General features: G+C 61.2%; 28 protein-coding genes and 1 pseudogene. 12 read left to right on the top strand and 17 right to left on the bottom strand.

Features of this window, described 5'->3' with window-relative positions; all coding sequences use genetic code 11:
• Positions 1-110 precede the first annotated feature (110 nt).
• Positions 111-743: a cold-shock protein gene (locus NLM31_RS22015; RefSeq protein ID WP_254131339.1), complete on the bottom strand. Its 633-nt coding sequence runs from the start codon at positions 741-743 to the stop codon at positions 111-113.
• Positions 744-951: 208 nt separating this feature from the next.
• A complete protein-coding gene (locus NLM31_RS22010; RefSeq protein ID WP_254193633.1) occupies positions 952-1,713 on the bottom strand; it encodes an NAD-dependent protein deacetylase in 762 nt (253 codons plus the stop codon).
• A gap of 265 nt (positions 1,714-1,978) precedes the next feature.
• On the opposite strand from NLM31_RS22010, the gene NLM31_RS22005 reads away from it, so the two are divergent.
• Complete coding sequence (locus NLM31_RS22005) at positions 1,979-2,143, top strand: hypothetical protein (protein ID WP_164933808.1); 165 nt, start codon at positions 1,979-1,981, stop codon at positions 2,141-2,143.
• 80 nt (positions 2,144-2,223) lie between these two features.
• Here the strand turns inward: NLM31_RS22005 and NLM31_RS22000 are convergent, their stop codons facing one another.
• Positions 2,224-2,499, bottom strand: coding sequence for a hypothetical protein (locus tag NLM31_RS22000; RefSeq protein ID WP_254131337.1), 276 nt, complete (start codon positions 2,497-2,499; stop codon positions 2,224-2,226).
• 282 nt (positions 2,500-2,781) lie between these two features.
• On the opposite strand from NLM31_RS22000, the gene NLM31_RS21995 reads away from it, so the two are divergent.
• Both NLM31_RS21995 and NLM31_RS43080 read left to right on the top strand, forming a co-directional pair.
• Positions 2,782-3,012: a hypothetical protein gene (locus tag NLM31_RS21995; protein WP_254131336.1), complete on the top strand. Its 231-nt coding sequence runs from the start codon at positions 2,782-2,784 to the stop codon at positions 3,010-3,012.
• A gap of 91 nt (positions 3,013-3,103) precedes the next feature.
• Positions 3,104-3,229, top strand: a complete 126-nt coding sequence (locus NLM31_RS43080) for a hypothetical protein (protein WP_256561566.1) — start codon at positions 3,104-3,106, stop codon at positions 3,227-3,229.
• 32 nt (positions 3,230-3,261) lie between these two features.
• Here NLM31_RS43080 and NLM31_RS21990 read toward each other — a convergent pair whose 3' ends face one another.
• From NLM31_RS21990 to NLM31_RS21970, 5 genes are all read right to left on the bottom strand, one after another.
• Positions 3,262-3,459, bottom strand: a complete 198-nt coding sequence (locus NLM31_RS21990) for a hypothetical protein (RefSeq protein WP_254131335.1) — start codon at positions 3,457-3,459, stop codon at positions 3,262-3,264.
• Between the two features lie 150 nt (positions 3,460-3,609).
• Entirely contained in the window at positions 3,610-3,960 is a 351-nt protein-coding gene (locus tag NLM31_RS21985; RefSeq protein WP_254193632.1) for a GrlR family regulatory protein, read from the bottom strand.
• A gap of 245 nt (positions 3,961-4,205) precedes the next feature.
• Positions 4,206-4,358, bottom strand: coding sequence for a hypothetical protein (locus tag NLM31_RS21980; protein WP_254131333.1), 153 nt, complete (start codon positions 4,356-4,358; stop codon positions 4,206-4,208).
• 520 nt (positions 4,359-4,878) lie between these two features.
• Positions 4,879-5,175: an HU family DNA-binding protein gene (locus NLM31_RS21975; protein ID WP_027531020.1), complete on the bottom strand. Its 297-nt coding sequence runs from the start codon at positions 5,173-5,175 to the stop codon at positions 4,879-4,881.
• Between the two features lie 287 nt (positions 5,176-5,462).
• Positions 5,463-6,269: a helix-turn-helix domain-containing protein gene (locus NLM31_RS21970; RefSeq protein WP_254193631.1), complete on the bottom strand. Its 807-nt coding sequence runs from the start codon at positions 6,267-6,269 to the stop codon at positions 5,463-5,465.
• Positions 6,270-6,376: 107 nt separating this feature from the next.
• Here NLM31_RS21970 and NLM31_RS21965 point away from each other — a divergent pair, with 107 nt between their 5' ends.
• On the top strand, positions 6,377-7,909 hold the full coding sequence (locus NLM31_RS21965; protein WP_254193630.1) for a carboxylesterase/lipase family protein: 1,533 nt from the start codon (positions 6,377-6,379) through the stop codon (positions 7,907-7,909).
• 156 nt (positions 7,910-8,065) lie between these two features.
• A complete protein-coding gene (locus NLM31_RS21960; RefSeq protein WP_254193629.1) occupies positions 8,066-8,374 on the top strand; it encodes a hypothetical protein in 309 nt (102 codons plus the stop codon).
• Positions 8,375-8,486: 112 nt separating this feature from the next.
• Here the strand turns inward: NLM31_RS21960 and NLM31_RS43075 are convergent, their stop codons facing one another.
• The 4 genes from NLM31_RS43075 to NLM31_RS21950 form a co-directional block, all read right to left on the bottom strand.
• Positions 8,487-8,612 carry a hypothetical protein gene (locus tag NLM31_RS43075; protein ID WP_256561562.1) on the bottom strand — a complete coding sequence of 42 codons (126 nt, stop codon included), beginning with the start codon at positions 8,610-8,612 and terminating at the stop codon, positions 8,487-8,489.
• Positions 8,612-8,746 carry a hypothetical protein gene (locus NLM31_RS43070; RefSeq protein WP_256561560.1) on the bottom strand — a complete coding sequence of 45 codons (135 nt, stop codon included), beginning with the start codon at positions 8,744-8,746 and terminating at the stop codon, positions 8,612-8,614. The genes NLM31_RS43075 and NLM31_RS43070 overlap by 1 nt, the downstream gene beginning before the upstream one ends.
• A gap of 443 nt (positions 8,747-9,189) precedes the next feature.
• Positions 9,190-9,354 (bottom strand): hypothetical protein, encoded by a 165-nt coding sequence (locus NLM31_RS21955; protein WP_254131329.1) that lies wholly within the window; start codon positions 9,352-9,354, stop codon positions 9,190-9,192.
• Between the two features lie 6 nt (positions 9,355-9,360).
• Positions 9,361-9,567, bottom strand: coding sequence for a hypothetical protein (locus NLM31_RS21950; RefSeq protein ID WP_254193628.1), 207 nt, complete (start codon positions 9,565-9,567; stop codon positions 9,361-9,363).
• Between the two features lie 213 nt (positions 9,568-9,780).
• On the opposite strand from NLM31_RS21950, the gene NLM31_RS21945 reads away from it, so the two are divergent.
• Positions 9,781-10,248 carry a cupin domain-containing protein gene (locus tag NLM31_RS21945; RefSeq protein WP_254193627.1) on the top strand — a complete coding sequence of 156 codons (468 nt, stop codon included), beginning with the start codon at positions 9,781-9,783 and terminating at the stop codon, positions 10,246-10,248.
• 176 nt (positions 10,249-10,424) lie between these two features.
• Here the strand turns inward: NLM31_RS21945 and NLM31_RS21940 are convergent, their stop codons facing one another.
• Both NLM31_RS21940 and NLM31_RS21935 read right to left on the bottom strand, forming a co-directional pair.
• Positions 10,425-10,616, bottom strand: coding sequence for a hypothetical protein (locus NLM31_RS21940; protein ID WP_254193626.1), 192 nt, complete (start codon positions 10,614-10,616; stop codon positions 10,425-10,427).
• Positions 10,617-10,735: 119 nt separating this feature from the next.
• Entirely contained in the window at positions 10,736-11,668 is a 933-nt protein-coding gene (locus tag NLM31_RS21935; RefSeq protein ID WP_254193625.1) for an alpha/beta hydrolase, read from the bottom strand.
• A gap of 259 nt (positions 11,669-11,927) precedes the next feature.
• Between NLM31_RS21935 and NLM31_RS21930 the strand changes: the two genes are divergently transcribed.
• The 3 genes and pseudogenes from NLM31_RS21930 (at position 11,928) to NLM31_RS43445 (ending at position 15,289) form a co-directional block, all read left to right on the top strand.
• On the top strand, positions 11,928-13,223 hold the full coding sequence (locus NLM31_RS21930) for a hypothetical protein (protein ID WP_254131325.1): 1,296 nt from the start codon (positions 11,928-11,930) through the stop codon (positions 13,221-13,223).
• Positions 13,224-13,645: 422 nt separating this feature from the next.
• Positions 13,646-14,752: pseudogene (locus tag NLM31_RS21925) on the top strand (tannase/feruloyl esterase family alpha/beta hydrolase); the annotation flags it as partial.
• Positions 14,753-14,770: 18 nt separating this feature from the next.
• Positions 14,771-15,289 (top strand): tannase/feruloyl esterase family alpha/beta hydrolase, encoded by a 519-nt coding sequence (locus tag NLM31_RS43445; RefSeq protein ID WP_375167552.1) that lies wholly within the window; start codon positions 14,771-14,773, stop codon positions 15,287-15,289.
• Between the two features lie 16 nt (positions 15,290-15,305).
• Here NLM31_RS43445 and NLM31_RS21920 read toward each other — a convergent pair whose 3' ends face one another.
• The 3 genes from NLM31_RS21920 to NLM31_RS21910 form a co-directional block, all read right to left on the bottom strand.
• Positions 15,306-15,941, bottom strand: coding sequence for a LysE family translocator (locus tag NLM31_RS21920; protein WP_254193623.1), 636 nt, complete (start codon positions 15,939-15,941; stop codon positions 15,306-15,308).
• Between the two features lie 428 nt (positions 15,942-16,369).
• The gene (locus tag NLM31_RS21915) at positions 16,370-17,344 is read right to left on the bottom strand and encodes an ABC transporter substrate-binding protein (protein WP_254193622.1); all 975 of its coding nucleotides are present in this window, start codon (positions 17,342-17,344) and stop codon (positions 16,370-16,372) included.
• Positions 17,345-17,567: 223 nt separating this feature from the next.
• Entirely contained in the window at positions 17,568-17,816 is a 249-nt protein-coding gene (locus tag NLM31_RS21910; protein ID WP_254196361.1) for a hypothetical protein, read from the bottom strand.
• Here NLM31_RS21910 and NLM31_RS21905 point away from each other — a divergent pair.
• The 3 genes from NLM31_RS21905 (at position 17,779) to NLM31_RS21895 (ending at position 19,773) form a co-directional block, all read left to right on the top strand.
• Entirely contained in the window at positions 17,779-18,057 is a 279-nt protein-coding gene (locus NLM31_RS21905) for a recombinase family protein (RefSeq protein ID WP_254196243.1), read from the top strand. The two genes, NLM31_RS21910 and NLM31_RS21905, sit on opposite strands and share 38 nt — an antisense overlap.
• 82 nt (positions 18,058-18,139) lie before the next feature.
• Entirely contained in the window at positions 18,140-18,808 is a 669-nt protein-coding gene (locus tag NLM31_RS21900) for a hypothetical protein (RefSeq protein WP_254193621.1), read from the top strand.
• Positions 18,809-19,323: 515 nt separating this feature from the next.
• On the top strand, positions 19,324-19,773 hold the full coding sequence (locus NLM31_RS21895; protein ID WP_254193620.1) for a hypothetical protein: 450 nt from the start codon (positions 19,324-19,326) through the stop codon (positions 19,771-19,773).
• Positions 19,774-19,850 lie beyond the last annotated feature (77 nt).

The raw sequence follows: 19,850 nt of genomic DNA, 5'->3' as shown, positions 1-19,850 counted from the left end.
CGCTGGGGCGTGGGACTGCGACATCCTTACGCGGCGATCGTGACAAAAGCCAGAAGCGCGCGACCCCGGGGCCGCGCGCTTCTGCTCACGAATACGAAAACGGGAAGCCGCTAGTGCGACTGGAGCCCCGGCGAGCCGGTCTCCGGATGGATCTCGGCGGCCATCATGCCCTTGGAGCCCGGCCCAAAGCGGACCAGCACATACTGGCCCGGCCGCAGCTCGGTCATGCCGAAGCGGCGCAGCGTCTCCATGTGGACGAAGATGTCGGGGGTGCCCTCACCGCAGGTCAGGAAGCCGAACCCGCGCAGCCGGTTGAACCATTTGACCTGGGCCCGCTCGAGCCCGCTGGTCGCGGTCACCGTGACGTGGGTGCGCGGCGGTAGCATCTGCGCCGGATGGATCGCGGTCGACTCGTCCATCGAGACGACGCGGAAGGCCTGATAGCCCTTGGCGCGCTGGATGCACTCGACGACGATCCGGGCCCCCTCGTACGCGGTCTGGAAGCCGTCGCGCCTGAGCACGGTGACGTGCAGCAGCACGTCGGGCCATCCATTGTCGGGAACGATGAAGCCGTAGCCCTTTGAGGCGTCGAACCATTTGATAACGCCATGAACCTCGACGAGGTTGGCGCTGCCCTCACCTAGCCCGGTGAAGGGACTGAGCGCGCTATCGCGACCAGCGCCGTGCTCGCCCGGCGCTGGAACTCCCAGCTTCTTGGACTCAAATCCGTCCGACGACCCCATAACCCCGGACCCCACACATGCCATGCAACCCGCCTCAATGGCGGCGTCGAATCACGCGTCTTTAGAGAACCTTCAGAGAATCTTCTCAATCGACGCGACGCGAATCTTTCGAATCAAAAGATAACACTCCCGGTTGCGAGGCATAGATAAAAAAGAGATTCGCCGGAACCTATGAACAGCTTGCACAGCCGCGAATCAAATTGATGCCTCAATTTGCGACAAAGGGCCCGAGTGCTTCGCCGATGTCGTGACGGATGACGAGGTCGGCGATGTCGTCCTGCTCGGTCGGCTCGCGATTGATGATCACCAAACGTGCACCGGCGTTCTTCGCCATCATCGGAAAGCCCGCCGCCGGCCACACCACGAGCGAGGAACCGATCGCGATGAAGAGATCGCAGGCCTGCGACAACTCGGTCGCGCGCTGCATTTCATCCTCGGGCATCGCCTGACCGAATGAGATCGTTGCGGTTTTCACCGGCTCGTCGCATGCGGCGCAGTTGGGTGCGCCGCCGTCCTCGTCGAAGCGGCGCTTCACCCAGTCGAGCGAATAGTCCTGCCCACATCCGATGCAGCGCGCGTAAGTGGTATTGCCGTGCAGTTCAATCACGCGATCGGCAGCGAAGCCCGAGGCCTGGTGCAGATTGTCGATGTTCTGGGTGATGACCGCGGGGATCTTGCCGGCGCGATGCAGCGAGGCGAGCGCGCGATGGCCGCGGCCGGGTTTCGCTGCGGCGAACACCTCCTCCATCGCAAAACGCCGGCGCCACGATTCATCGCGCGCCCCTTGGCTCGCAACGAACTCATCGAACTGGATCGGACGGTTGCGGGTCCAAATTCCACCCGGCGAGCGGAAGTCGGGGATGCCGCATTCGGTCGAGATGCCGGCGCCGGTGAACGGCACGATGATCTTCGCGCTTGCGATCATGTCGCCGAGTCGTTCGACACCGCTCTGAAGGTCCGATGCAATCACTCGCCGCCTCCTGATTTGCCGTCGCGCTAGCTGCAACATCTGCAAGCGACAAGATTGTTGACGCTGTTATCCACCGCCGCGCAAGCCGTGAACGGCGATAGGGCGGCAATTTTTTCCGACCATCGCATATCACAATCCTGCAATGCCTCCTCCCCATTGACGCCCCAATCAGAAGCGCCAATGCATGTGTTGACGCGACTCAATGTGATTGCGGCGGCAGTGCTTGAGTTCAGAAATGCACATACTCAAGTCGTGGGGATTTGACATGACCGAAGACGAACAACGCAAGATCCGCGAACGCGAAGAAATTGCCGCTCGTGTCGCCGCGTTCCGTGCCACCCAGGAAAAATTCAAACGCGAGCGCGAGGAGTATTTTGTCTCGACGCTCGAGAACGCCCGCAAGGTGGAACGGCCCTCGCTCTGGCCGTAATATCGCGCAATTTCGCGCGAGACCTGCGCACACGAAAAAAGCCCGGAGCATCGCTCCGGGCTTTTTCGATTCCTCAGCCGTTACCAGTGACGGTAATAATGGCGGTGCCGATAGTACGGCCCATCGCCGTAGTAGCCGTACGGACCGGGGCTATAATAGGCCGGGCCGCCATAATAGCCGTAACCCGGGCCATAGTAGCCATACGGATGGGACGCCGCGATCGCGCCGGCGGTGATCGCACCGGCCGCCAGGCCGAACGCCAGACCCGGGCCGATGCCGCGCGCCTGCGCAGGTGCTGCAACCGCGGTCGCGCCGACGGCCGCGACGGTGGCAAGGACTGCGAGTGTCTTCTTCATGATCTCCTCCTTCGCATCTCGCAGGGACAACGCGGACCAGACGCGATGGTTCGGCCTTCGTGGAACCGCGCGCCACGAAAAAAAGTTGGCCGCCGAGGGAACGATATCGGGAATTGCGGATTGGACATGCAAGTGCGGAAGCCTCCGCCATCCGGGTCGAGGCGACAGCACGAAAGACCCCGTCAGCATCTCCGCGGTGCTGGCGGGGTTTTCCGTTTCGAACGACAAAAATGGCAGCAGAGATCAAGCGCTGCCGGCGGGGCGGAGGTCGAGGAGGAGAGATTGCCGATATCCGCTTTGCTGGCCCGCATCCGCAGGCTTGTTCCCAAATCCAACGCGCAGCATTACGACGAGATCGTGCGCAACTTCGGCGTCGGCGCGCTGCGCCCGCCGCCGACGCCGATGAGCGACGGCGAGCTCGCGCGCGCCATTGCCGAGTTCCTCAAGGCATCGCCCTCGGCGGAATCGGTTGCGGCGCTCGGGCGGCGGCTCGATCCGACCTCGCCGCTCTGATTTCCTTGAAGCAAGTCTCTGGGCCAATCGGGAACAAGGACGTCCCGCACACGTTAAGGTAGTCTTCCCGCAAGAGAAGAAGTGGCTTGTCATGCCTGTCTGGCTCGAAGTCCTGCTCAACCTGTCCGGCTATGCCGGCTTCGTGGCGCTTGCGACACGCGGCGCCGCATGCCCGCGCGATTCCGCCGACGGTGAGGTCTATAACGGCAAGCGTTAGTCCGCGTGTGGCGCCTAATGTGCCTGAGGCGCTTAATGTGCCTGCGGCGCCTGGCCCGCGGTGCGCACCAGCCGGTCGGCCTTGACCGCGACGCGAATGTCCTCGTTCTGCGGCCGCAGCGAAAAGCTGATCACCACGAAGGCGAGACAGAACAGCGTGCCGACGACAGCGACGCGGCGATAGGTCTGGCGGTCGCCCTGATAAAATGACGGTTCTAAAAACGGTGTCATGAATTGGTTCTTGGCAAAATCGGTTTTCTTGTTGTCGTTGCCAGACACCTATCCCAACGCGCGGCAAGCGCAACGCGATTGGGCTTTTAACCTAACCGAATAGGGTTATCGCGATCGCTGCAAGCTTTCGTTAGGAGATCGCCCAGCGCCTCACGCTTCCGCCAGCCACTTCAGCGAAGCGCGAAAGCCGAGGCTGCGATGGCCGGCGACCAGCACGGTGCCGTATACCTCGGCCCCCTCCTCGGTGAACGTTCCCGAAAAACCGCTGGTTGCCTCCGCACCGGCGAAGAGCGGCCTCACGAGCGGATCGGCGAACGGCGAATGCTGGTTGGTGGCGAGCTCGCCCTTCCAGGTACCGTTGCCGACGGTGTAGGAGCCGCGCGACCAGAAGTAAGGTCCGCCGCCGAGCAGCACGCCATCGCGCAAGATCAACACGCCGCTGTCGCGGCCCTTCACGCCATCGAGCATGTGGATGTGGATGGAGTAGAGCCCGTTCTTCATCGATGCGCCCTCCGTCCACCGGACGATAGCGCCGCGCATGGGACGCGTCGACCGGCTTTGTTCAGGCTTCGCCGCCATTTCGTTCTCGAAGAACGAATCGGAATCGACGAAATCGCCGCCGACCAACTCTTAACGATCCGTTTGCATGCAAACGAGCTCGACATCACGACGGACACGCGATCAGACGCGCAGTCACATCGGACGCGCAGTCACATCGGATCGTCGTCGCTTCACGCCGAGACGACTCAGGCCGCGCGCTTCGCCTCGCCCCTCTCCGAACTGCCCTTCTCCGAGAAACATTCCAGGATCTGGATGCGGAGTTCTTCCGCGGCCGGGCCCTCGACCTTCCTGAGCTGGTTCCAGAGCCGGATCACTTCGCGCTGTTTTTCGACGGTCATGAGTCACCTCCAAAGCAGGAGACTCACTAGAACAAAATGAGAACAAAAAGTCCAGTCCTCGCGCGAAATTTCCTGTGATGTCGCGTTGAACCTTTTCGGCGCGCCACGGACCTATGGATGCTGGGGATTTCAGCGCCCAGTCAGATGCCGGCGCCGCGATGGACGATCATACTCCGTCACCGCGGCGCTGTTGCTTTTTGGATTTTCAACCTTAAGTTAGACACACTGCTGACGGCCAGGCGCTGAAATCCCAACGCCGTCAGCAAGAGAGCCCCGTGCGCAAGCGCGGGGTTTTTCTTTTTGAAATTCGGGTGGTGACTTGCGGGGAAGTTGGAGGGATCGACGCGCACGATCACGTCTTTGCGCGATGAACTTTTTCAGCGCTGGCGCGTCTAATCAATGAAGCTTCCCCCAAGCTTCACCCCCCATCAGAAAACCCCGCTTCCCCCAGGCGGGGTTTTCCCCTTTCTGGTCGACATCACGTCGCCCGCTGGCACGCAGACGACGCGCTGGCGCCGGATCAGACCGAGTCCTTGGCCACCTTCAGCGGCGAAGCCTTGACTGACTTGCTCGCCGGCTTCGCAGCGAACTGCATCGGCTCCTTGGTGAAGGGATTGACGCCCATGCGGGCTTCGGTCGCAGGCTTGTTGACGACCGACATCTTCACGAAACCGGGAATAACGAACTCACCGGACTCGTTGAGCTCCTTGTAGCCGACGGTCGCCATGTACTCGATGACCGACTTCACGTCGTTCTTCGCAAGCTGCGTGCCTTCCGCAATTGCATCGATCAATTGGGTCTTGGTCATCTTTGCCATGTCTGGACTTCCTCTGAATTGGGTGCGCACGAGCTGCGTCGTGGCTTTATCCGGGAAGCGGTAAAACCACGCGGGCCACGCGTCTGTTCATGCCTGTCGGCCACGAAGCAGCCGGGCTTAGAACCCATTGAGGCCGAAAACGCAAGCCGCAGTTCAGACCGAGTTCCGTAATGTTTCCGCCGGGACATTCCCCACGTGCGGCGACGTCAAATCGAATTCCGCAGCATCCCTAGAGAGTTCGCCAAGCTTTTCGCCAACCCTGCGGATGCATCCTCGCTCGCGCGCGACTAGGTCTCCTGAGACACACTGCTGAGATATTTGGCCGGCGGCTTGCCGAGCGCCTTCCTGAACATCGTGATGAACGCCGTGACCGATTCATAGCCGAGATCGGCGGAGACCTGCTGCACGCTCGCGCCTGCAGCAAGCTCCCTGATCGCGACGATCAGATGCAGTTGCTGACGCCAGCGTCCAAACGTCAGCCCCGTCTCCTTGGCGACGAGCCGCGCAAGACTGCTCTCGCTGAGCGCGACATGATCGGCCCATTCCGAAAGCGTGCGACGGTCCGCCGGATTGTCCGCCAAGGCAGTCCCGATGCGTTTCAACCGCGGCTCGCGCGAGAGCGGCAGATGCAATTGCTGCACGGGCATGCGCGGCAACTCGCCGAGCAGCACGCCGATCAGGCGCTCCCGCCTCGCCTCGTCATGCTGCGCGCCGTCGGACAGCGCGACGATCAACTCGCGCAGCAATGGCGAGATCGAAATGGTGCAGCAGCGATCGGGCAGACCGACCAGCTCCGCCTCGATATAGACGAAGAACAGACGCGCATTCGCCGTCGCGCGATTGCTGTGCGGCATGTCGCCGGGAATCCAGACCGCGCAATGCGGCGGCACCATCCACAGCCCGCTCGGAACGCGGCAGGTCACGCCGCCGCCGAGCGACACCACGAGTTGTCCCTTGCGATGGCTGTGATCAGGCACCTCGCCTTTGGTCCCGCCGGCATCGACGCGCACGGCAATGACCGGCGCGGCACGGTCGTCCACATCCAGGTCGAGCCAGGGATACTGGAGCGGGTATTGGAGCTTCTGTCTGATCATTGACGTTTTTTAGCGATCAATTGGAATTATGCACAAATTCACCCATCGGGAAAGCCGCTAGATCTCGCCTCGCCCCCCATCAAGGAGTTGCGACCGTGCATGGCTCGATGATCTCCAAAGCAGCCCAGTCGGGCCGGACCATTCGCACGCAAGCGGGCCTCGTGCGCGGCGAGCCACGCGACGCCGGTGGCGTGCTCGCGTTCAAAGGCATCCCCTATGCAGCACCTCCGATCGGGCCGTTGCGCTGGCGCGCGCCGCAGCCGCCGGCGCCGTGGAGCGGCGTGCGCGATGCGCTGGCCTTTGGCCCGGCATCGCTCTCGTCGCTCGAGAATGATCCGCGCCCGGGACCGCGCGATGAAGATTGCCTCACCCTCAATGTCTGGACCGCGGCGCAAGAGGCTGACGAGAAGCGCCCCGTGATGGTGTGGATCCACGGCGGCGGCTTTCAGTTCGGCTCCTCGGCCAATCCCGCCACCGACGGAAGCCGCCTGGCGGCCAGGGGCGTCGTCGTCGTCAGCTTCAACTATCGCCTCGGCGTCTTCGGCTTTCTGGCCCATCCCGATCTCGATACCCAGGCGCCGTCAGGCAATTACGGCCTGCAGGATCAACTCGCCGCATTGCGCTGGGTTAAAGCCAACATCGCCGCGTTCGGCGGTGACCCCGGCAACGTCACCCTGTTCGGCGAATCCGCCGGCGCCATGGCCGTCGGGATTCTGATGGCGTCGCCGCTGGCACGCGGGCTGTTCCACAAGGCCATCGGCGAGAGCGGCGCCTTCTGGGATGGCCGGCGCGGGCCGCTACAAACTTTCAATGAGGCTCGCGCCCGCGGCCTCGCCTTCGCGCGAAGGCAAGGCGATGCCTCGATCGCCGCGTTGCGCGCGATGCCGGCCGAGCAGTTGATTGCAGCCGAGCCCTGGAACTTTGAACGCGACCACGTCAGCCAGGCGTTCTCGGCGAGTATCGATCGTTACGTCGTGCCTGACGTGCCCGCGCGACGCTTCCTGCGCGGCGAACAGATGCACATCCCCTTGCTGGCCGGCTGGAACAGCGCGGAGGAATTCCCCTTCATGTCGCAATCCCTACCCCATCGTTCCGCGCAAGTCTTTCGTGCCGCCGCCGAAGACATGTTCGGCACGGACCGGCTGGCGGATTTCCTGACACTCTATCCCGCCGACACCGACGCACGCGCAAAAGCATCCGCCGCCGCGCTCACGGGCGACATGGTGGTCGGCGAGCAATGCTGGCAGTGGCTGCGGCTGCATCGGGCAAGCAGTCGCGCCCCCGTCTATGGCTATCACTTCAACTACACCTCGCCCTACACGCCGATCGCCTCGCACGTCACCGAAATCCCCTTCGTGTTCGGCACGCTGACGCCGCAACGGGTGATCGGCAGCACCACACCGCCGGCGGAAGCCGACCGCGCACTCTCGGAGACGATGATGGACTATTGGGTGAACTTCGCGACATCAGGCGATCCCAACGGGCCGGGCCTGCCCTCCTGGCCGGCTTACGACGCGGGCGATGTCGTGCAGGTCCTCGGCAACACCATCGAAGCCCGCCGCAATCCGCACGCCGATCGCTTCCGCTTCCTTGGCCGTTTTCGAGATGAAGGCGTGCTCCCGATGCGCTGGCGCGATTGAAGCCGCACAAGAAGGCTCCGCGTTCCCGTCGCGGAGTTTTCCACACGAGGCGTCACCTCATCGTGAAACTTTCATCTCGATGGATGTTGTTCAGACTCTGGTAACCCAACGCCGCCACTCTCCAAATCAGTCTTGTTGCGTTGGAGTACCCCCACAGTGCTGAATTTTGACGAGCTGCGTGAACTCGCAGCCGATGTTCGCGTCTTTGTCGATGTCGCCGAAGACAAGGCCGAGGCGCTCAGAACCGTTATCAGGGCCTACGACGTGGTGCTTGCGATCTTCCCGTCCGGAGACGGCATGGGTCTCCACGTCATCAAAGGCAAAGAGATCCTGGACAAAATCGCGAAGTCGCGCGCGCACGCGACCTACAGCCACACGGCCATCGCGGTTCCCGATCTCGAGCATGCCGAAGTGCTGAAACTGCTGACGACGCCGGCCCAGGTTGCGCAACGGATCGCAGCTTAGGAACACTCGGCTGTCGCGCGGAGTGACTCATCTCCAGACCAGGAGATCGTCATGAGCGTTGAAGGCAAGGCCAAGCCGTCCATGGCGATGCCATGGGCGGCTTTTCGCGTAACTAGCGCGGCGTGACCTGCGGCACGCTCGGCCGTCCTACCAGGGCAGGCTTTCTCCTGAACCTGGCCCGCAAGTGGAAGAACAACTCGACGGCGAGCTCGAACATGGCGGTGACGTAAAAATCCATCACGCCTTCCTCAGCATGATCGCCCCAACGCAGCCGCCCAAGGCCAGGATAATGAAAAGCGGGGCGCTGAGATACCCGCCGCGCGCAGCCTGAAGGCCGGCGAGAACAAACAAGATGATCGTGGCATATCGCATGACACACTCCTTTCGTCGGAGAGTGCCGATATCGGCGCGCCCGCTCCGTAACCGGCGTCACGCTTGTGGGGCAACCAGATGCCACGAACATGCGTGAGGCGCTTCACACGCGGAACGGGTAATTTGCGTTAGGCTCAGGCTGCATCACGAGGGGAGTCCGGAGTGTTCGAGCATGTCAGCCAGATCACATCGCGCCAGGAGAGAGTGGACAAACCATAGGTCAGCGCACAGGGCCATCATGCGCCGCACCTTCGGGATCGATCTCTATGTGATGGTGAGCGGGCTGCTCGGCCTGCTTGGCGCCTCCTACGGGATCTGGATCGTCCTTTCTCAAGCCTACAGCTGACGAGCCTGCGGCCGCGAGAGCACGACGACTGCCGCGCCGCTCAGCGGAGCCGATTGAGCCGCGAGCAGCGTGATCGTCTTCACGACGTCCCCAAATTTCAGTGCCCCCATACGGCAGCAGCAACGGCGATCCCGATAAAGCCGAGACCGATGATGACAGGCGCGAACTCGGCGGCATCAGCCACACCGAACAATTTGGCGATGACGGTCCCGATCGCGCTCAGGACGATGTCGAAGATCAAGCCGAGCAAGGCGTCGAGCATGGCCGCTTATCCCGCCTTGCCGTACTTCATGGCGTGCACCGCGTCGCCGACGGCGCCGCCCACGACCAGCGCAGCGAAGAGAGGCCAGCCTGCAGACGCGACCAGGATGGTCGCCAAACGCGCATCCTCGCCCGGACGCTTGTAGGCATCGAAGCCGGCGAAAAAGACCACCGCGATCAGGAAGCTGATCAGATATCGTTTGAACCATGACACGGCGAAATGCCCTCGTTTCCAGGCATTCGTCGCCCTGAGCGCCATCCCGGTTCATCAGGCCGACTGTCGGCCCCCTCGCCGGCCGGTTCTTGCAGCAGACCACGCATGCGTGTCCTTGCCTCGCCGTGGCTTTGCCGTGGCGACGGGACCGGCTAGCATCTCCTGCAACCCAGGGGTGCCATAGCAACCGGCACTGAAAAAAGGGAGGTCATCATGACAACCAGCCGCGCCCTGCGCCTTCTGCTGCTGCCGCTCGCTTTCGCCGGCACGCTGAGCGTCGGCTCCGCCGCCGAGCTCAATCCCGCCGCCGTCACCTTTAAATTGCCCGACCAGATCCCCTGGGGCCCGGTCGACGCGCGCGGCGCGCAATCGGCCGTGGTGGTCGGCAATCCCGACAAGCCCGGCTTCTACATGGTCTACAACAAGTGGACCAAGGGCAACCATTTCAGCCGCCCGCACTTCCATCCGAACGACCGCTACATCGTGGTCCTGCAAGGCACCTGGTGGGTCGGCTCAGGCCCGAAATTCGACCCTGACAACGGCACCGTGCCGATGCCCGCAGGCAGCTTCGTCACCCACACCGGCAAGCAGGTGCATTGGGACGGCGCCAAGGACGAGGACGCTGTGCTGCTGATCATGGGCGAAGGTCCGGCGACAGCGACCGCGGCGGAGGAGAAATAGACGGAGAGCGATTGATCCCGTCACATGCACAGGATTAGCGTCGGGCATTGAACCGCCTTGTGCGGCATCATCCCTAATCCCGCACCATGTACATCTGATCCTGGTGCCAGCCGCCCCCGATGGGCTGAATTGTTTGGGGCATCAACGAGAAGGCCGCCAGTTTGGGCGGCTCGCTATCATTGGCATTTGCCTGCATTGGCGGAGCACCAGCCGCTCACCTGTGAGCTGCTCCAACCTTTTCCAGTGTTTGTGGCCACACACTGTTCGTACGTGCAAGTCTTCGCCTTGGACGCCTTCGTCGTTTTCTGCTGCGCCGAAGCAGGCGCCACCACAAGGCCGAGACCGATCACCAAAACAAGAAAGCGCATGGATATCTCCGACCAAAATGGCATGACGGCTATTTAAGCCAGACGTTGAGTGTTCTGGCAACAGCTACTTGTGCGAATAACGTGACGGAGCACTGTCACCGTCATTTCCGGTTCATCTGTTATTTGATGTAGCCGCGCGCCTTCATCCAGGCCGCCGCCAGATTGGGCCAGTCGGAGACCGGCAGTTGGCGCGCGTCGCGGATGCCGAAGCCGTGGCCGCCTTCCGTGAAGGCATGGAGTTCGCTGGACACGCCTGCCTTCTGCAGCGCGTCGTGATAGCGCATGCTGTTCTCAGGCGGCACCACGGGATCGTCCTTCGCGACCACGATGAATGTCGGAGGCGCCTCTTTGGTGACGTGCAGATCCGCCGAGTAGTCCTTGATCAGCTCCGGCGAAGGATCCTTGCCGAGCAAATTGGTGCGCGATTCCAGATGGGTCAGCTTGTCGTCCATCGACACGACAGGATACAGCAGCAGCAGCAAATCCGGACGGGCGGACAGGCTGTCGGCCGCATCCACCGGTTCGTACACCTTCTTGGCGAACTGGGCGCCGAGGCTTGCCGCCATGTGGCCCGCCGCGGATGCACCGAGGAAGCCGATCCTGTCGGGCTGAAGGCCCCACTCCCCGGCATTCTGCCGCACCACGCGGATCGCACGCTGCGCGTCCTGCAAGGGAACATCCTTGCCGTCGACATGGCCTTCCGCCGGCAAGCGGTATTGCATCAGCAGCACCGTCACGCCGTAGGGATTGAGCCAGCGCGCCATCTCCGCGGCTTCCTTGTCGAGCACGATGCGGGAATAGGCGCCGCCGGGAGCCACGATGACCGCGGTGCCGTTGGGCTTGTCAGGCACGAAGGCGGTGAGATTGGGCCTGGTGATCCCGGTGACGATACGATCGGGCCAGTACGCCACCTTGCTGCGCTCGGTAACCGTGAGCTGCGCCGGCGACTTCTCCGACCCCGGCCCCACGCCGCCCGGCCATAGCTCGATGACGTCGCGGGTTTTCAGCGGCGCCGCGCACGCAGCACCGGCCGCGATCATGCTCGCTGCCATCAAGGCCGCCACCCCTGCCGTCAAACTGTTCCTGAACATGTCGTAGCCCGCCACAGGTTCGTTGGTATGAGCATTGAATCCATTTGACGTTGCCATCCATAGATTTACGGTGACAGTGCGCTCAACTCACACTCGTGCTGCCATCGGAGTCAAGCGCACCGTCACCGCAATTCGGGAAACCACAGCGGCGGCACCTTCTGTTACCGGACTGTCATTGTCCGATGCTAGCGCTGCGCGTCTTTTCAGAAGGAACCAGCTGATGCGCCTCATGCTTCCCGTCGTCGCCGCTGCCGTGCTGGCAACCTCCGCCCCGGCTTTGGCCGTTGACCAGACCGTGCTTGGAGCCGGCAACGCGGCGGCAGGAGAGCTCGCCGCCCGATCGCCGCTGGTGACATCAGCTCTGGCGCGCATCGAGCAGGTCATCGCCACCATCGACGACGCCAAGCTGAAGGCCGCCACCCGCGACGCCCTGTTCAACCCGAACACCTGCGTCGCCCATCGCGCTAACCTCACTGCCTCCGACAAGGAAAAGATTATCGCCGAGCTGACCAGCCAAGGGCTGATCAACGAGGCCAACGGCAAGGCATTCCCGGGCGGCGCGGTGACCGGCGTGTTTCCGCCGCTGCGCGACGACGGCACCGCCTGCCCGCATCTGCCGATGGCCTGGGGAGCTGCACCCGGCGGCGCATTCGCCGGCCACCACTCCTATCCCGGCGGCCTGCCGGTGCATGAATCGTTCAACCTGGCGAGTGCCATCAGCCTCAGCGAGAACTATCGCCTCACCGTTGGCCTGACCGGCGAGGACGGTCTGCCGCGGGTGGCGCCGCTGCCGAGTTCGCGCGACGCGGTCAACCGCTCCGATCTCGTCATGAACAACGACGCCATCATCGCCGCCCCGATGTTGCACGACTGGGCCAAGCCGATCGTGTTCCAGTGGAATGCCGACGGCAGCGAGTTCGCCGAGTTCAACTTCGGCGGCAATGGCGAGACCGACGCGGATGGCGCCAAGGGCGACAGCCGCACCGGCGCCCATCACATTCTCGGCGTCGCTGAATCCATGGCGCGCGACCTGCCCGCGCCGTTCATCGTGATCCAGGCCTCAGCCCACACCGCGCCGACGCTCGGCAAGGAATACATGGCGGTGAACTGGCTGCGCGCTGCGGCGATCATTGCCCATGTCGACCCGATCGCACGCGGCTATCTGGTGAAGGATGCTGACGGCCATTTCCGCCTGCCGCCGGCACGCACCACCGACAACATCGACTTCCTCGCCGCCAAAATCGGCAACCTCTCGGCCGAGACCGTGATCCACAATCTGTCGGATGCGGACTACATCTTCACAGGCCCGGCGGTGACGGCGTCAGTGGCGATCCTCACCAAGCTCGCGCCCGACTACGGCTTCGACCCCGCGGATGCGGCGAAGTTCAACAACGGCTTCCGCAACCCGGCGCTGTCGTATCTCAGCGCCGAGCGGATTCTGATCCGCTACAACCACGACGGCCTGACCGGCGTGCGGCGCGATCTCGATGCGCTGAAGAAGGCGAAGGCGATTTGAGGCAGGCCATCGTATATTAAAGTAGCTTGGCGAGCGCCTTGGTTGCACCCCATCCTTTGAGACGCCCGCCTAAGGCGGGCTTCTCAGGGATGACGGTGATAGATCGGCGCACACTCTCAACACGTCATTGCGAGCGGCTTGTCCGCCATAGCTCGAAGAGCGACGGCGAAAGAGAAGCAATCCGGGCCTGGCCCCTAGATTGCGCCGACTGTGCGCTAAGCTCCACGCGTTTGGGTGACAATGCACCCAACTCACTCATGCCGCCGCAAGGAGCGAACGGCGAGCGCGGTTGAAAGCCTGCGCCGCTGGACTGCACCTGCCGAATGACACAAGATAGTTCAGTGTCGGTGCACCACATCGTCCGGCGGTCAGCGTGAGTTCAATGCACCGCAATAAAAATCAGAAAACGGCAGGGAAGAACAATGCAGCGAAAAAGCAATGTGGCGCTTGATGGTGCGATGGCTTGCCTGGCTCTGGTCGCGGCCATCATGGTCGTTGCGATCCCGCCGGCAAGCGCCGACGATTCAGCCAACATATCACCTGCACTCAAATGCGCCGACCTGACCGGCTGGAAGATGCCGGGATCGACGACATTGATCACCAAGGCCGAAATGGTGCCGGAGGCGCCGCCGGGAACCGTGCAGCCGTCGCCGCCGGCGCCGGCCACCGTATCGGTGGCGCTGCCGCCGAACTGCCGCGCGGATGGCGTGATCGATCAGCGCGTGGGGGTCGAGGGCAAATCCTACGCGATCGGCTTTGCCGTCGCCCTGCCCGATCGCTGGAACGGCCGGTTCTTGTTTCAGGGCGGCGGCGGTTTGAACGGCTCGATCCGGCCGCCGCTGGGTTACCAGGCGGCCGGCGAGGTGCCGGCGCTGGCGCGCGGCTTTGCCGTGGTCTCGACCGATAGCGGTCATCAGGGCGCGGTGTTCGATGCCTCGTTCCTGAAGGATCAGGAAGCCGCGCTCAACTTCGCCAATTCATCCGTCGGCAAGGTGACGATTGCCGCCAAGGCGATCGTCGCGCATTACTATGGCCAGCCCGCCAAACGTTCCTATTTTACGGGGTGCTCGACCGGGGGCCGCGAGGGCATGCTGGCGTCGGCGCGCTATCCCGAACAATTCGACGGCATCGTCGCCGGCGCGCCTGCGATGCGCACCGGCAACTCCAATATCGGTCTCGCCTGGGCCAACGCTGCCTTCAGCCAGGTCGCGCCGAAAGATGGGTCCGGCAAGCCGGAGCCCGCCAAGACTTTTTCCGCGGGCGAGCGAAAGCTGATCACGAACGCGATCCTCGAGGCCTGCGACGCCAGAGACGGCGTCAAGGATGGCCTGATCTTCGACCGCAAGGCCTGTCAATTCGATCCCGCGGTCCTCACCTGCACGGGCGACAAGACGGATGGCAAGACAGATGGCAAGACAGATTCTTGCCTGGCGCCGCCGCAGGTCGATGCCCTCCGGAAAGCTTTTGCCGGACCGAAGAATTCACGCGGCGCGCAGGTCTACCCGCCGTTCCCGTGGGACAGCGGCGTCGCAGCCGAAGGCGTTGCCATTCCCGGCATCCTGACATCTGGCGCGCGCAGCCCGGTCGGACCGCCTGTTTGGGACAGCATCGATGTCGATCAACTCGAAGACCGGGTCAACGCGAGCGGGCTCGATCGCCTCAGCAACACCGCCTACTGGACCAACCTTTCGAGCTACTTCGGCCATGGCGGCAAGCTGCTGTTTTACCACGGCGTGAGCGATCCCTGGTTCTCGGCTGAAGACACCGTGAATTACTACGAGCGCATGGCGGCGGATTCCGGCGGCATGGAGATGGTGCGGGAGAAATCGAGCCGAGCCTTCCTGGTGCCCGGCATGGGTCACTGCTCGAGCGGCGCAACGCTCGATCGTTTCGATCTCCTCAGCGCGGTCGTGAATTGGGTGGAAGACGGCAAGGCACCCGATGCGGTGGTCGCGACGGGACGAGCCTTCCCCGGCCGCAGTCGGCCGCTTTGCGCCTATCCGCAACACGCGCAGTACAAGGGCCAAGGCGATCCGGAGAGCGCGGAGAGTTTTGAGTGCAAGTAGGCAGATGGAGGGCTCTTCACCGCTGCTCGGTGGCGATACGCAAACCCAAAGCAATCAGGACAGTTCCAGTCACGCCCTCCACGAGGCGACGTACGGTTGGCCGTTGCAGCGCATGCCGCACCTTGTGGATCGCTGCGGCGTAAACTGCGAGCCAGACGAAGGTCATCCCCGCAAAGACAATTCCAAGAGCGAGCAGTGTCGCAAAGGTCGAACCGCCTGTCGGCGCGAACTGCGGAAGCAGGCTTGTGAAGAAAACAGCCATCTTGGGATTGCCGAGATCGCTGATCATCCCCTGCCTGAAGGCCATCCAAGGGCTGACGCGGCCGTGCAAGCGGTTCTCCACCGCGATGTCAGAACCTTGCTCCGGCGGCCAAAGGGCTTCGTACAACGCAATGATGCCCAGGTAGATGAGATAAGCGGCTCCCAAATACTTGATCGCAAGAAACAGTGACGCCGAAGCCACCAGGAGAGCAGCAAGGCCGACGCTGGTCGCCAGGGCCCAGATCGTCTGTCCAACAGCGATGCCAGCCGCTGTGCAAATCCCGCCAGTCCGCCCCGCCAAAAGGGTGTTGCGAATTGTCGTGGCCGTGTCGGGCCCCGGCGTGACGATGACGATGATCGACGTCCCGATGAATGCAAGAAAAGTCAGCATGCTCCGCTGCTCCTCCACGTTTCCGTCGACCATCATACACACTGCCGAGTGTTTTGGCTCGGCCCGGTGCACCCAAACGGAGATCATGAGCACGTAGGATGGGTCGAGCACTTGCGAAACCCATCGCACTTGTTTCCTGGTGGCGTCCTCATGACGGTGGATCACCGCAACTTCGTTCCGGACGGATGCATCTTCGTCATCGTGAACTTGGCGCAACGGAAGCTATAGTTGCTGACATCGGGAAGAGATGGGTTTCGCGAGGGCTCAACCTATCATACGAACTTGAACATCTCGTAGCCGCCACGGGTTTATTGGTTATCAGCATTCAAACTATTTGTCGTCGCGATCCACGTCGAATCCCGGACGGCGCAAATTGAGTGCACCCTCACCGCAATCAATGATCGGCCAACACGAGATGTTGCGGAGCCTTACTCGATCACCTTGTCGGCGCCCGCAAGCAGGTAGGCCGGAATTTCAAGTCCCAGTACTTTAGCTGTTTTGAGATTGATATAAATCTCGTATCGATCTGGTTGTTCGACTGGCAGGTCAGCAGGCTTAGCGCCCCGAATTATCCTATCGACATAAACGGCACCTTGCCTTGCAATCGCGAAGAGGTCAGGTCCCAGGCTTATCAAACCACCTGCAACAACGGTTTCCCGAAACCCGTGGCAGTTAGGTAAGCGATGGGCGAGAGAGAGCTCCGCAATGGTTTTTGCGTTTATGGAAGTGAGCAAGCCGGCAATGACGATTAGACCGTCGACGTTGGCTTGCCTTATCTGATCAAACGCGGCCGGCAAATCATCTGCGGTCGTCACATAAATCGTGGTCAGTTCGAGGTGCATACCAGAGGCAGCCTGCTCCAAGGATCGCATAGCGAACGTAACGTTTGGATCGCCCTCTGCCGCCAAGACGGCAATCGTCCTAAGTGCCGGCACGATCTCCTTCAGCATCTGCAGTCGCTTCGCATAGGTATCGATCGCAGCTTCAAACGAAACGCCGGTCATGTTTCCGCCGGGATGCGAAAGACTTTGAACTAGTCCGATGTCAACGGGAGCGCCAACCGACAGAAACACGGTGGGGGTCGTTTGGCTCAGGCGCTTTGCGACTACTCCACCGACCGTTCCCCAAATAACAAGGATATCAATTTCAGAAAGCAGTTTCGCGACCGCAGCCTCAATTGTTTTTGCATCCGGCGGCACAATAGAGCGAGCTACAAATATGCTCTTCGCTTCAACGTAACCGAGTGACTCCAGCTTTTTCGTGAACTCTCCAAACAGTTGATCGCCGAGCCCACCCGTGCCGACATAGCCAAGCCGCCACGTTTTTGCGGGTTTCTGACCCTGCACCGCAAGCGGCCACATGGTCAGACCACCTGCAAGCGTGATGAACTCGCGCCTCTTCATTTGCGCCTCAAGGTATAAGTCTGAAACCCGCATACTACACCTAGCGCGGCCCGACGTGTAGGAAAACGATGTCCGTCTTGATTGCAGTGACAGCACCGTCACCGCAATTCTTTAGGTTGCCGCGCATCGGTTGTATTTTCGGATCGACAAAACCTCGAGAAGGGTATTAACTGCCCACGCGCGGTCGACAAGAGGCTGCGAATACCAAAGACAATTTCATTGTTCATTGCAGGGGAAGCGAAATGTCCTTCGTCGCACGACGAGTTGCGGCGCTTTCAACCGCAATTTTCCTTTGGCCGCCAGCAACACCGGCGCTCTTGCTCAGAAGAAATATGATCTCGGCGCGAGCGATGCCGAGATCAAAATCGGCAACATTATGCCGTATAGCGGCTCGGCTCGACCGGCCGGCGCGAAGCACGCGCGACTTTCTCAACATGCTTGATACGATCAGCAAGGCCGGTGCTGGATTCAAGAGCCTTGCCGGCACCTGGGCGGATACGACCACGCCGCACGGGAGGCTGATGCTGACGGTGCTAGGTGGGCTAGCTGAATGCGAGCGAGAGTTGATTAAGGCTCGCACCAGCGAAGGACGGACGCGAGCCCAAGCGCGCGGTGTGCACATGGGCAGATCTGCAGCGCTCAATCGGGATCAGCAACGGGAAGCGCTAGCGCGGCGAGCCGTTGAAGGATATCGCGCGGACGTTCGGGGCTAGTCACACGACGATTAGCGGGCTTCGCTAAGGCGGTGGCTCGGCCCACTCGGTTCTTATTGAAGTGATTTTGAGAGGAGTTATTATGGTATCTTCGAATTCAGTGTTGTCACATCGTGCCCGGCGCGCAATCGCATCAGGATCGCCGGTACTCTTAGCCAGCGGGTTTGTCATCGCAGGCTTTGCAGCAACAAATATTAAAGCAGGATTGAGTCCTACCAATGTACTCGTGTGGGGAGTGTTGATCCTCGCGATTCTGCTGCTTCTGTTCCAAATGCGTGCGGAGTATCGGAAGCGGACGTACGACCCGACATTGCTGGTGAAATTCACCGATGAGTTTCACGACACGGAGACGCAGGCCATAAGGTGCAAAGCCGCGAAGTTCTTGAAAACTGGCAAGGGAAATAGGGCCAGCAAAGGATCCCCCGATCTAAACAGTCTCTTTGATTTCTTTGATCAAGTTGGATTCTTTTTACAGGGAGATCAGATAACCGCGGAAGCAGCGCACTTTGGGTTTCACCATTGGATAAGGGGGTATTGGTCGGTGGCCCACGATTATGTAGCGGCAGCTCAGAAGGACACCCCCTCCCTTTGGGAGTTTGTTGGGGTAGTGTTTGATATGACGGATCAGGTCGAGCGGGAGAAGTGCAATAGTGCGAGCAAATACTTAGGGCTCTTGGACGACGAGGAAATTAGAAAGTTTTTGGACGAGGAAATTGAAGCCACGTGCGGAGCTGAAAATAACAAAGGCTAGACAATGCACCACCCCGTTATCTCTTGATGGGCCTCCATACGGCTTGCGCCTTCACTCCTTCGCTAAGTCCTCTGGCATAGTCTCGTTCGATCGAAACTCGACTGCCCTCGCGCTGCGAACCCGCGTGGCTTCAAGATGTGCAGCAAAGCCTTTCCCCAACCCATCCTACGAGCTTGTTTCCTGGTGACGCTCCGAGTCGATGCTTCTTCATTGCCATAACCTTGCGCAATGGAAGTTGTCGTAGCTAACGGATCATCGCAGGCGCGACCAGGCGCTGTTGTCGCTCGATCAACACGCGGCCAAACAGCTAGACGGCCGATTAGGCGGCGATCAATCGGACGGTGGCGGCAACTACGGAGGGCGGTAATCGGGAAGAGATGGGTTTCGTAAGGGCTCAACCCATCCTACGAGCTACGAGCTATCTCAACACCGTTATTGCGGGCGCAACTAAGCAATCCCGGCTGTCTCCGCAGGAATTGGTCTCACGTTCGGGACGGCTGAGCGTCGACTAATTCTTGAAACTTGACCAGATCTTCAAGCTCCCCAGCTCGATCATGTACCGAGCCAACATGGTTCTTGATGTCAGCTGCTCGAACGGGCTTTTTCGTCGCACCCGATTGTTTGGTGCGATGGTCAAAGATGACGGGAAGGTTCAATTCGGAGTCGTTGCACCAATCGCCGTGTACCCAATGGTTTCGAGCGCTCGCAAGCTTTCCTATCTTCTCAACACATTTATCGATCTTTTCCTTATCAAAACCGTCAATTTGCGCGTCGGCTATGAGCGATCGAATAAATCTGATGCGGGTGTCAAATGTAGGAAGGTGGTGGAAACCACGCTGCATCTGGTCGAGGCTCGCGCCAGATATGCGAGTCAGGGCACCAATCAAGGCTGCGTCCATACGAGCCCACGCGATAATCATTTCACCAAGGGCTTTAGCGACTTCAGGGTAGTCCTCAAGGTCTGAGAGTGTGTGGATAGCCATAATTCACAACCCCAAATATCTGGGCGCATAGCCTGCATCGAGATCGACGTGCTCGAAGG

The sequence above is a fragment of the Bradyrhizobium sp. CCGUVB4N genome, assembly GCF_024199945.1.
In the GTDB taxonomy this organism is placed as follows: domain Bacteria; phylum Pseudomonadota; class Alphaproteobacteria; order Rhizobiales; family Xanthobacteraceae; genus Bradyrhizobium.
Note: the sequence above shows the minus strand (reverse complement) of the source record. Positions and strands in the feature narration are given on the sequence as shown.

Coding starts and splice junctions, on each gene's coding strand:
- NLM31_RS21985 (WP_254193632.1), bottom strand. CDS start 3,960: ATGAAGAACGGGCTCTACTCCATCCACATCCACATGCTCGATGGCGTG.
- NLM31_RS22005 (WP_164933808.1), top strand. CDS start 1,979: ATGACCGAAGACGAACAACGCAAGATCCGCGAACGCGAAGAAATTGCC.
- NLM31_RS21980 (WP_254131333.1), bottom strand. CDS start 4,358: ATGACCGTCGAAAAACAGCGCGAAGTGATCCGGCTCTGGAACCAGCTC.
- NLM31_RS21990 (WP_254131335.1), bottom strand. CDS start 3,459: ATGACACCGTTTTTAGAACCGTCATTTTATCAGGGCGACCGCCAGACC.
- NLM31_RS21935 (WP_254193625.1), bottom strand. CDS start 11,668: ATGGCAGCGAGCATGATCGCGGCCGGTGCTGCGTGCGCGGCGCCGCTG.
- NLM31_RS21965 (WP_254193630.1), top strand. CDS start 6,377: ATGATCTCCAAAGCAGCCCAGTCGGGCCGGACCATTCGCACGCAAGCG.
- NLM31_RS21905 (WP_254196243.1), top strand. CDS start 17,779: ATGCTTGATACGATCAGCAAGGCCGGTGCTGGATTCAAGAGCCTTGCC.
- NLM31_RS43070 (WP_256561560.1), bottom strand. CDS start 8,746: ATGCGATATGCCACGATCATCTTGTTTGTTCTCGCCGGCCTTCAGGCT.
- NLM31_RS22015 (WP_254131339.1), bottom strand. CDS start 743: ATGGGGTCGTCGGACGGATTTGAGTCCAAGAAGCTGGGAGTTCCAGCG.
- NLM31_RS21940 (WP_254193626.1), bottom strand. CDS start 10,616: ATGCGCTTTCTTGTTTTGGTGATCGGTCTCGGCCTTGTGGTGGCGCCT.
- NLM31_RS43075 (WP_256561562.1), bottom strand. CDS start 8,612: ATGGATTTTTACGTCACCGCCATGTTCGAGCTCGCCGTCGAGTTGTTC.
- NLM31_RS21920 (WP_254193623.1), bottom strand. CDS start 15,941: ATGCTGACTTTTCTTGCATTCATCGGGACGTCGATCATCGTCATCGTC.
- NLM31_RS21970 (WP_254193631.1), bottom strand. CDS start 6,269: ATGATCAGACAGAAGCTCCAATACCCGCTCCAGTATCCCTGGCTCGAC.
- NLM31_RS21975 (WP_027531020.1), bottom strand. CDS start 5,175: ATGGCAAAGATGACCAAGACCCAATTGATCGATGCAATTGCGGAAGGC.
- NLM31_RS22000 (WP_254131337.1), bottom strand. CDS start 2,499: ATGAAGAAGACACTCGCAGTCCTTGCCACCGTCGCGGCCGTCGGCGCG.
- NLM31_RS21955 (WP_254131329.1), bottom strand. CDS start 9,354: ATGCTCGACGCCTTGCTCGGCTTGATCTTCGACATCGTCCTGAGCGCG.
- NLM31_RS21915 (WP_254193622.1), bottom strand. CDS start 17,344: ATGAAGAGGCGCGAGTTCATCACGCTTGCAGGTGGTCTGACCATGTGG.
- NLM31_RS21930 (WP_254131325.1), top strand. CDS start 11,928: ATGCGCCTCATGCTTCCCGTCGTCGCCGCTGCCGTGCTGGCAACCTCC.
- NLM31_RS21945 (WP_254193627.1), top strand. CDS start 9,781: ATGACAACCAGCCGCGCCCTGCGCCTTCTGCTGCTGCCGCTCGCTTTC.
- NLM31_RS43080 (WP_256561566.1), top strand. CDS start 3,104: ATGCCTGTCTGGCTCGAAGTCCTGCTCAACCTGTCCGGCTATGCCGGC.
- NLM31_RS21900 (WP_254193621.1), top strand. CDS start 18,140: ATGGTATCTTCGAATTCAGTGTTGTCACATCGTGCCCGGCGCGCAATC.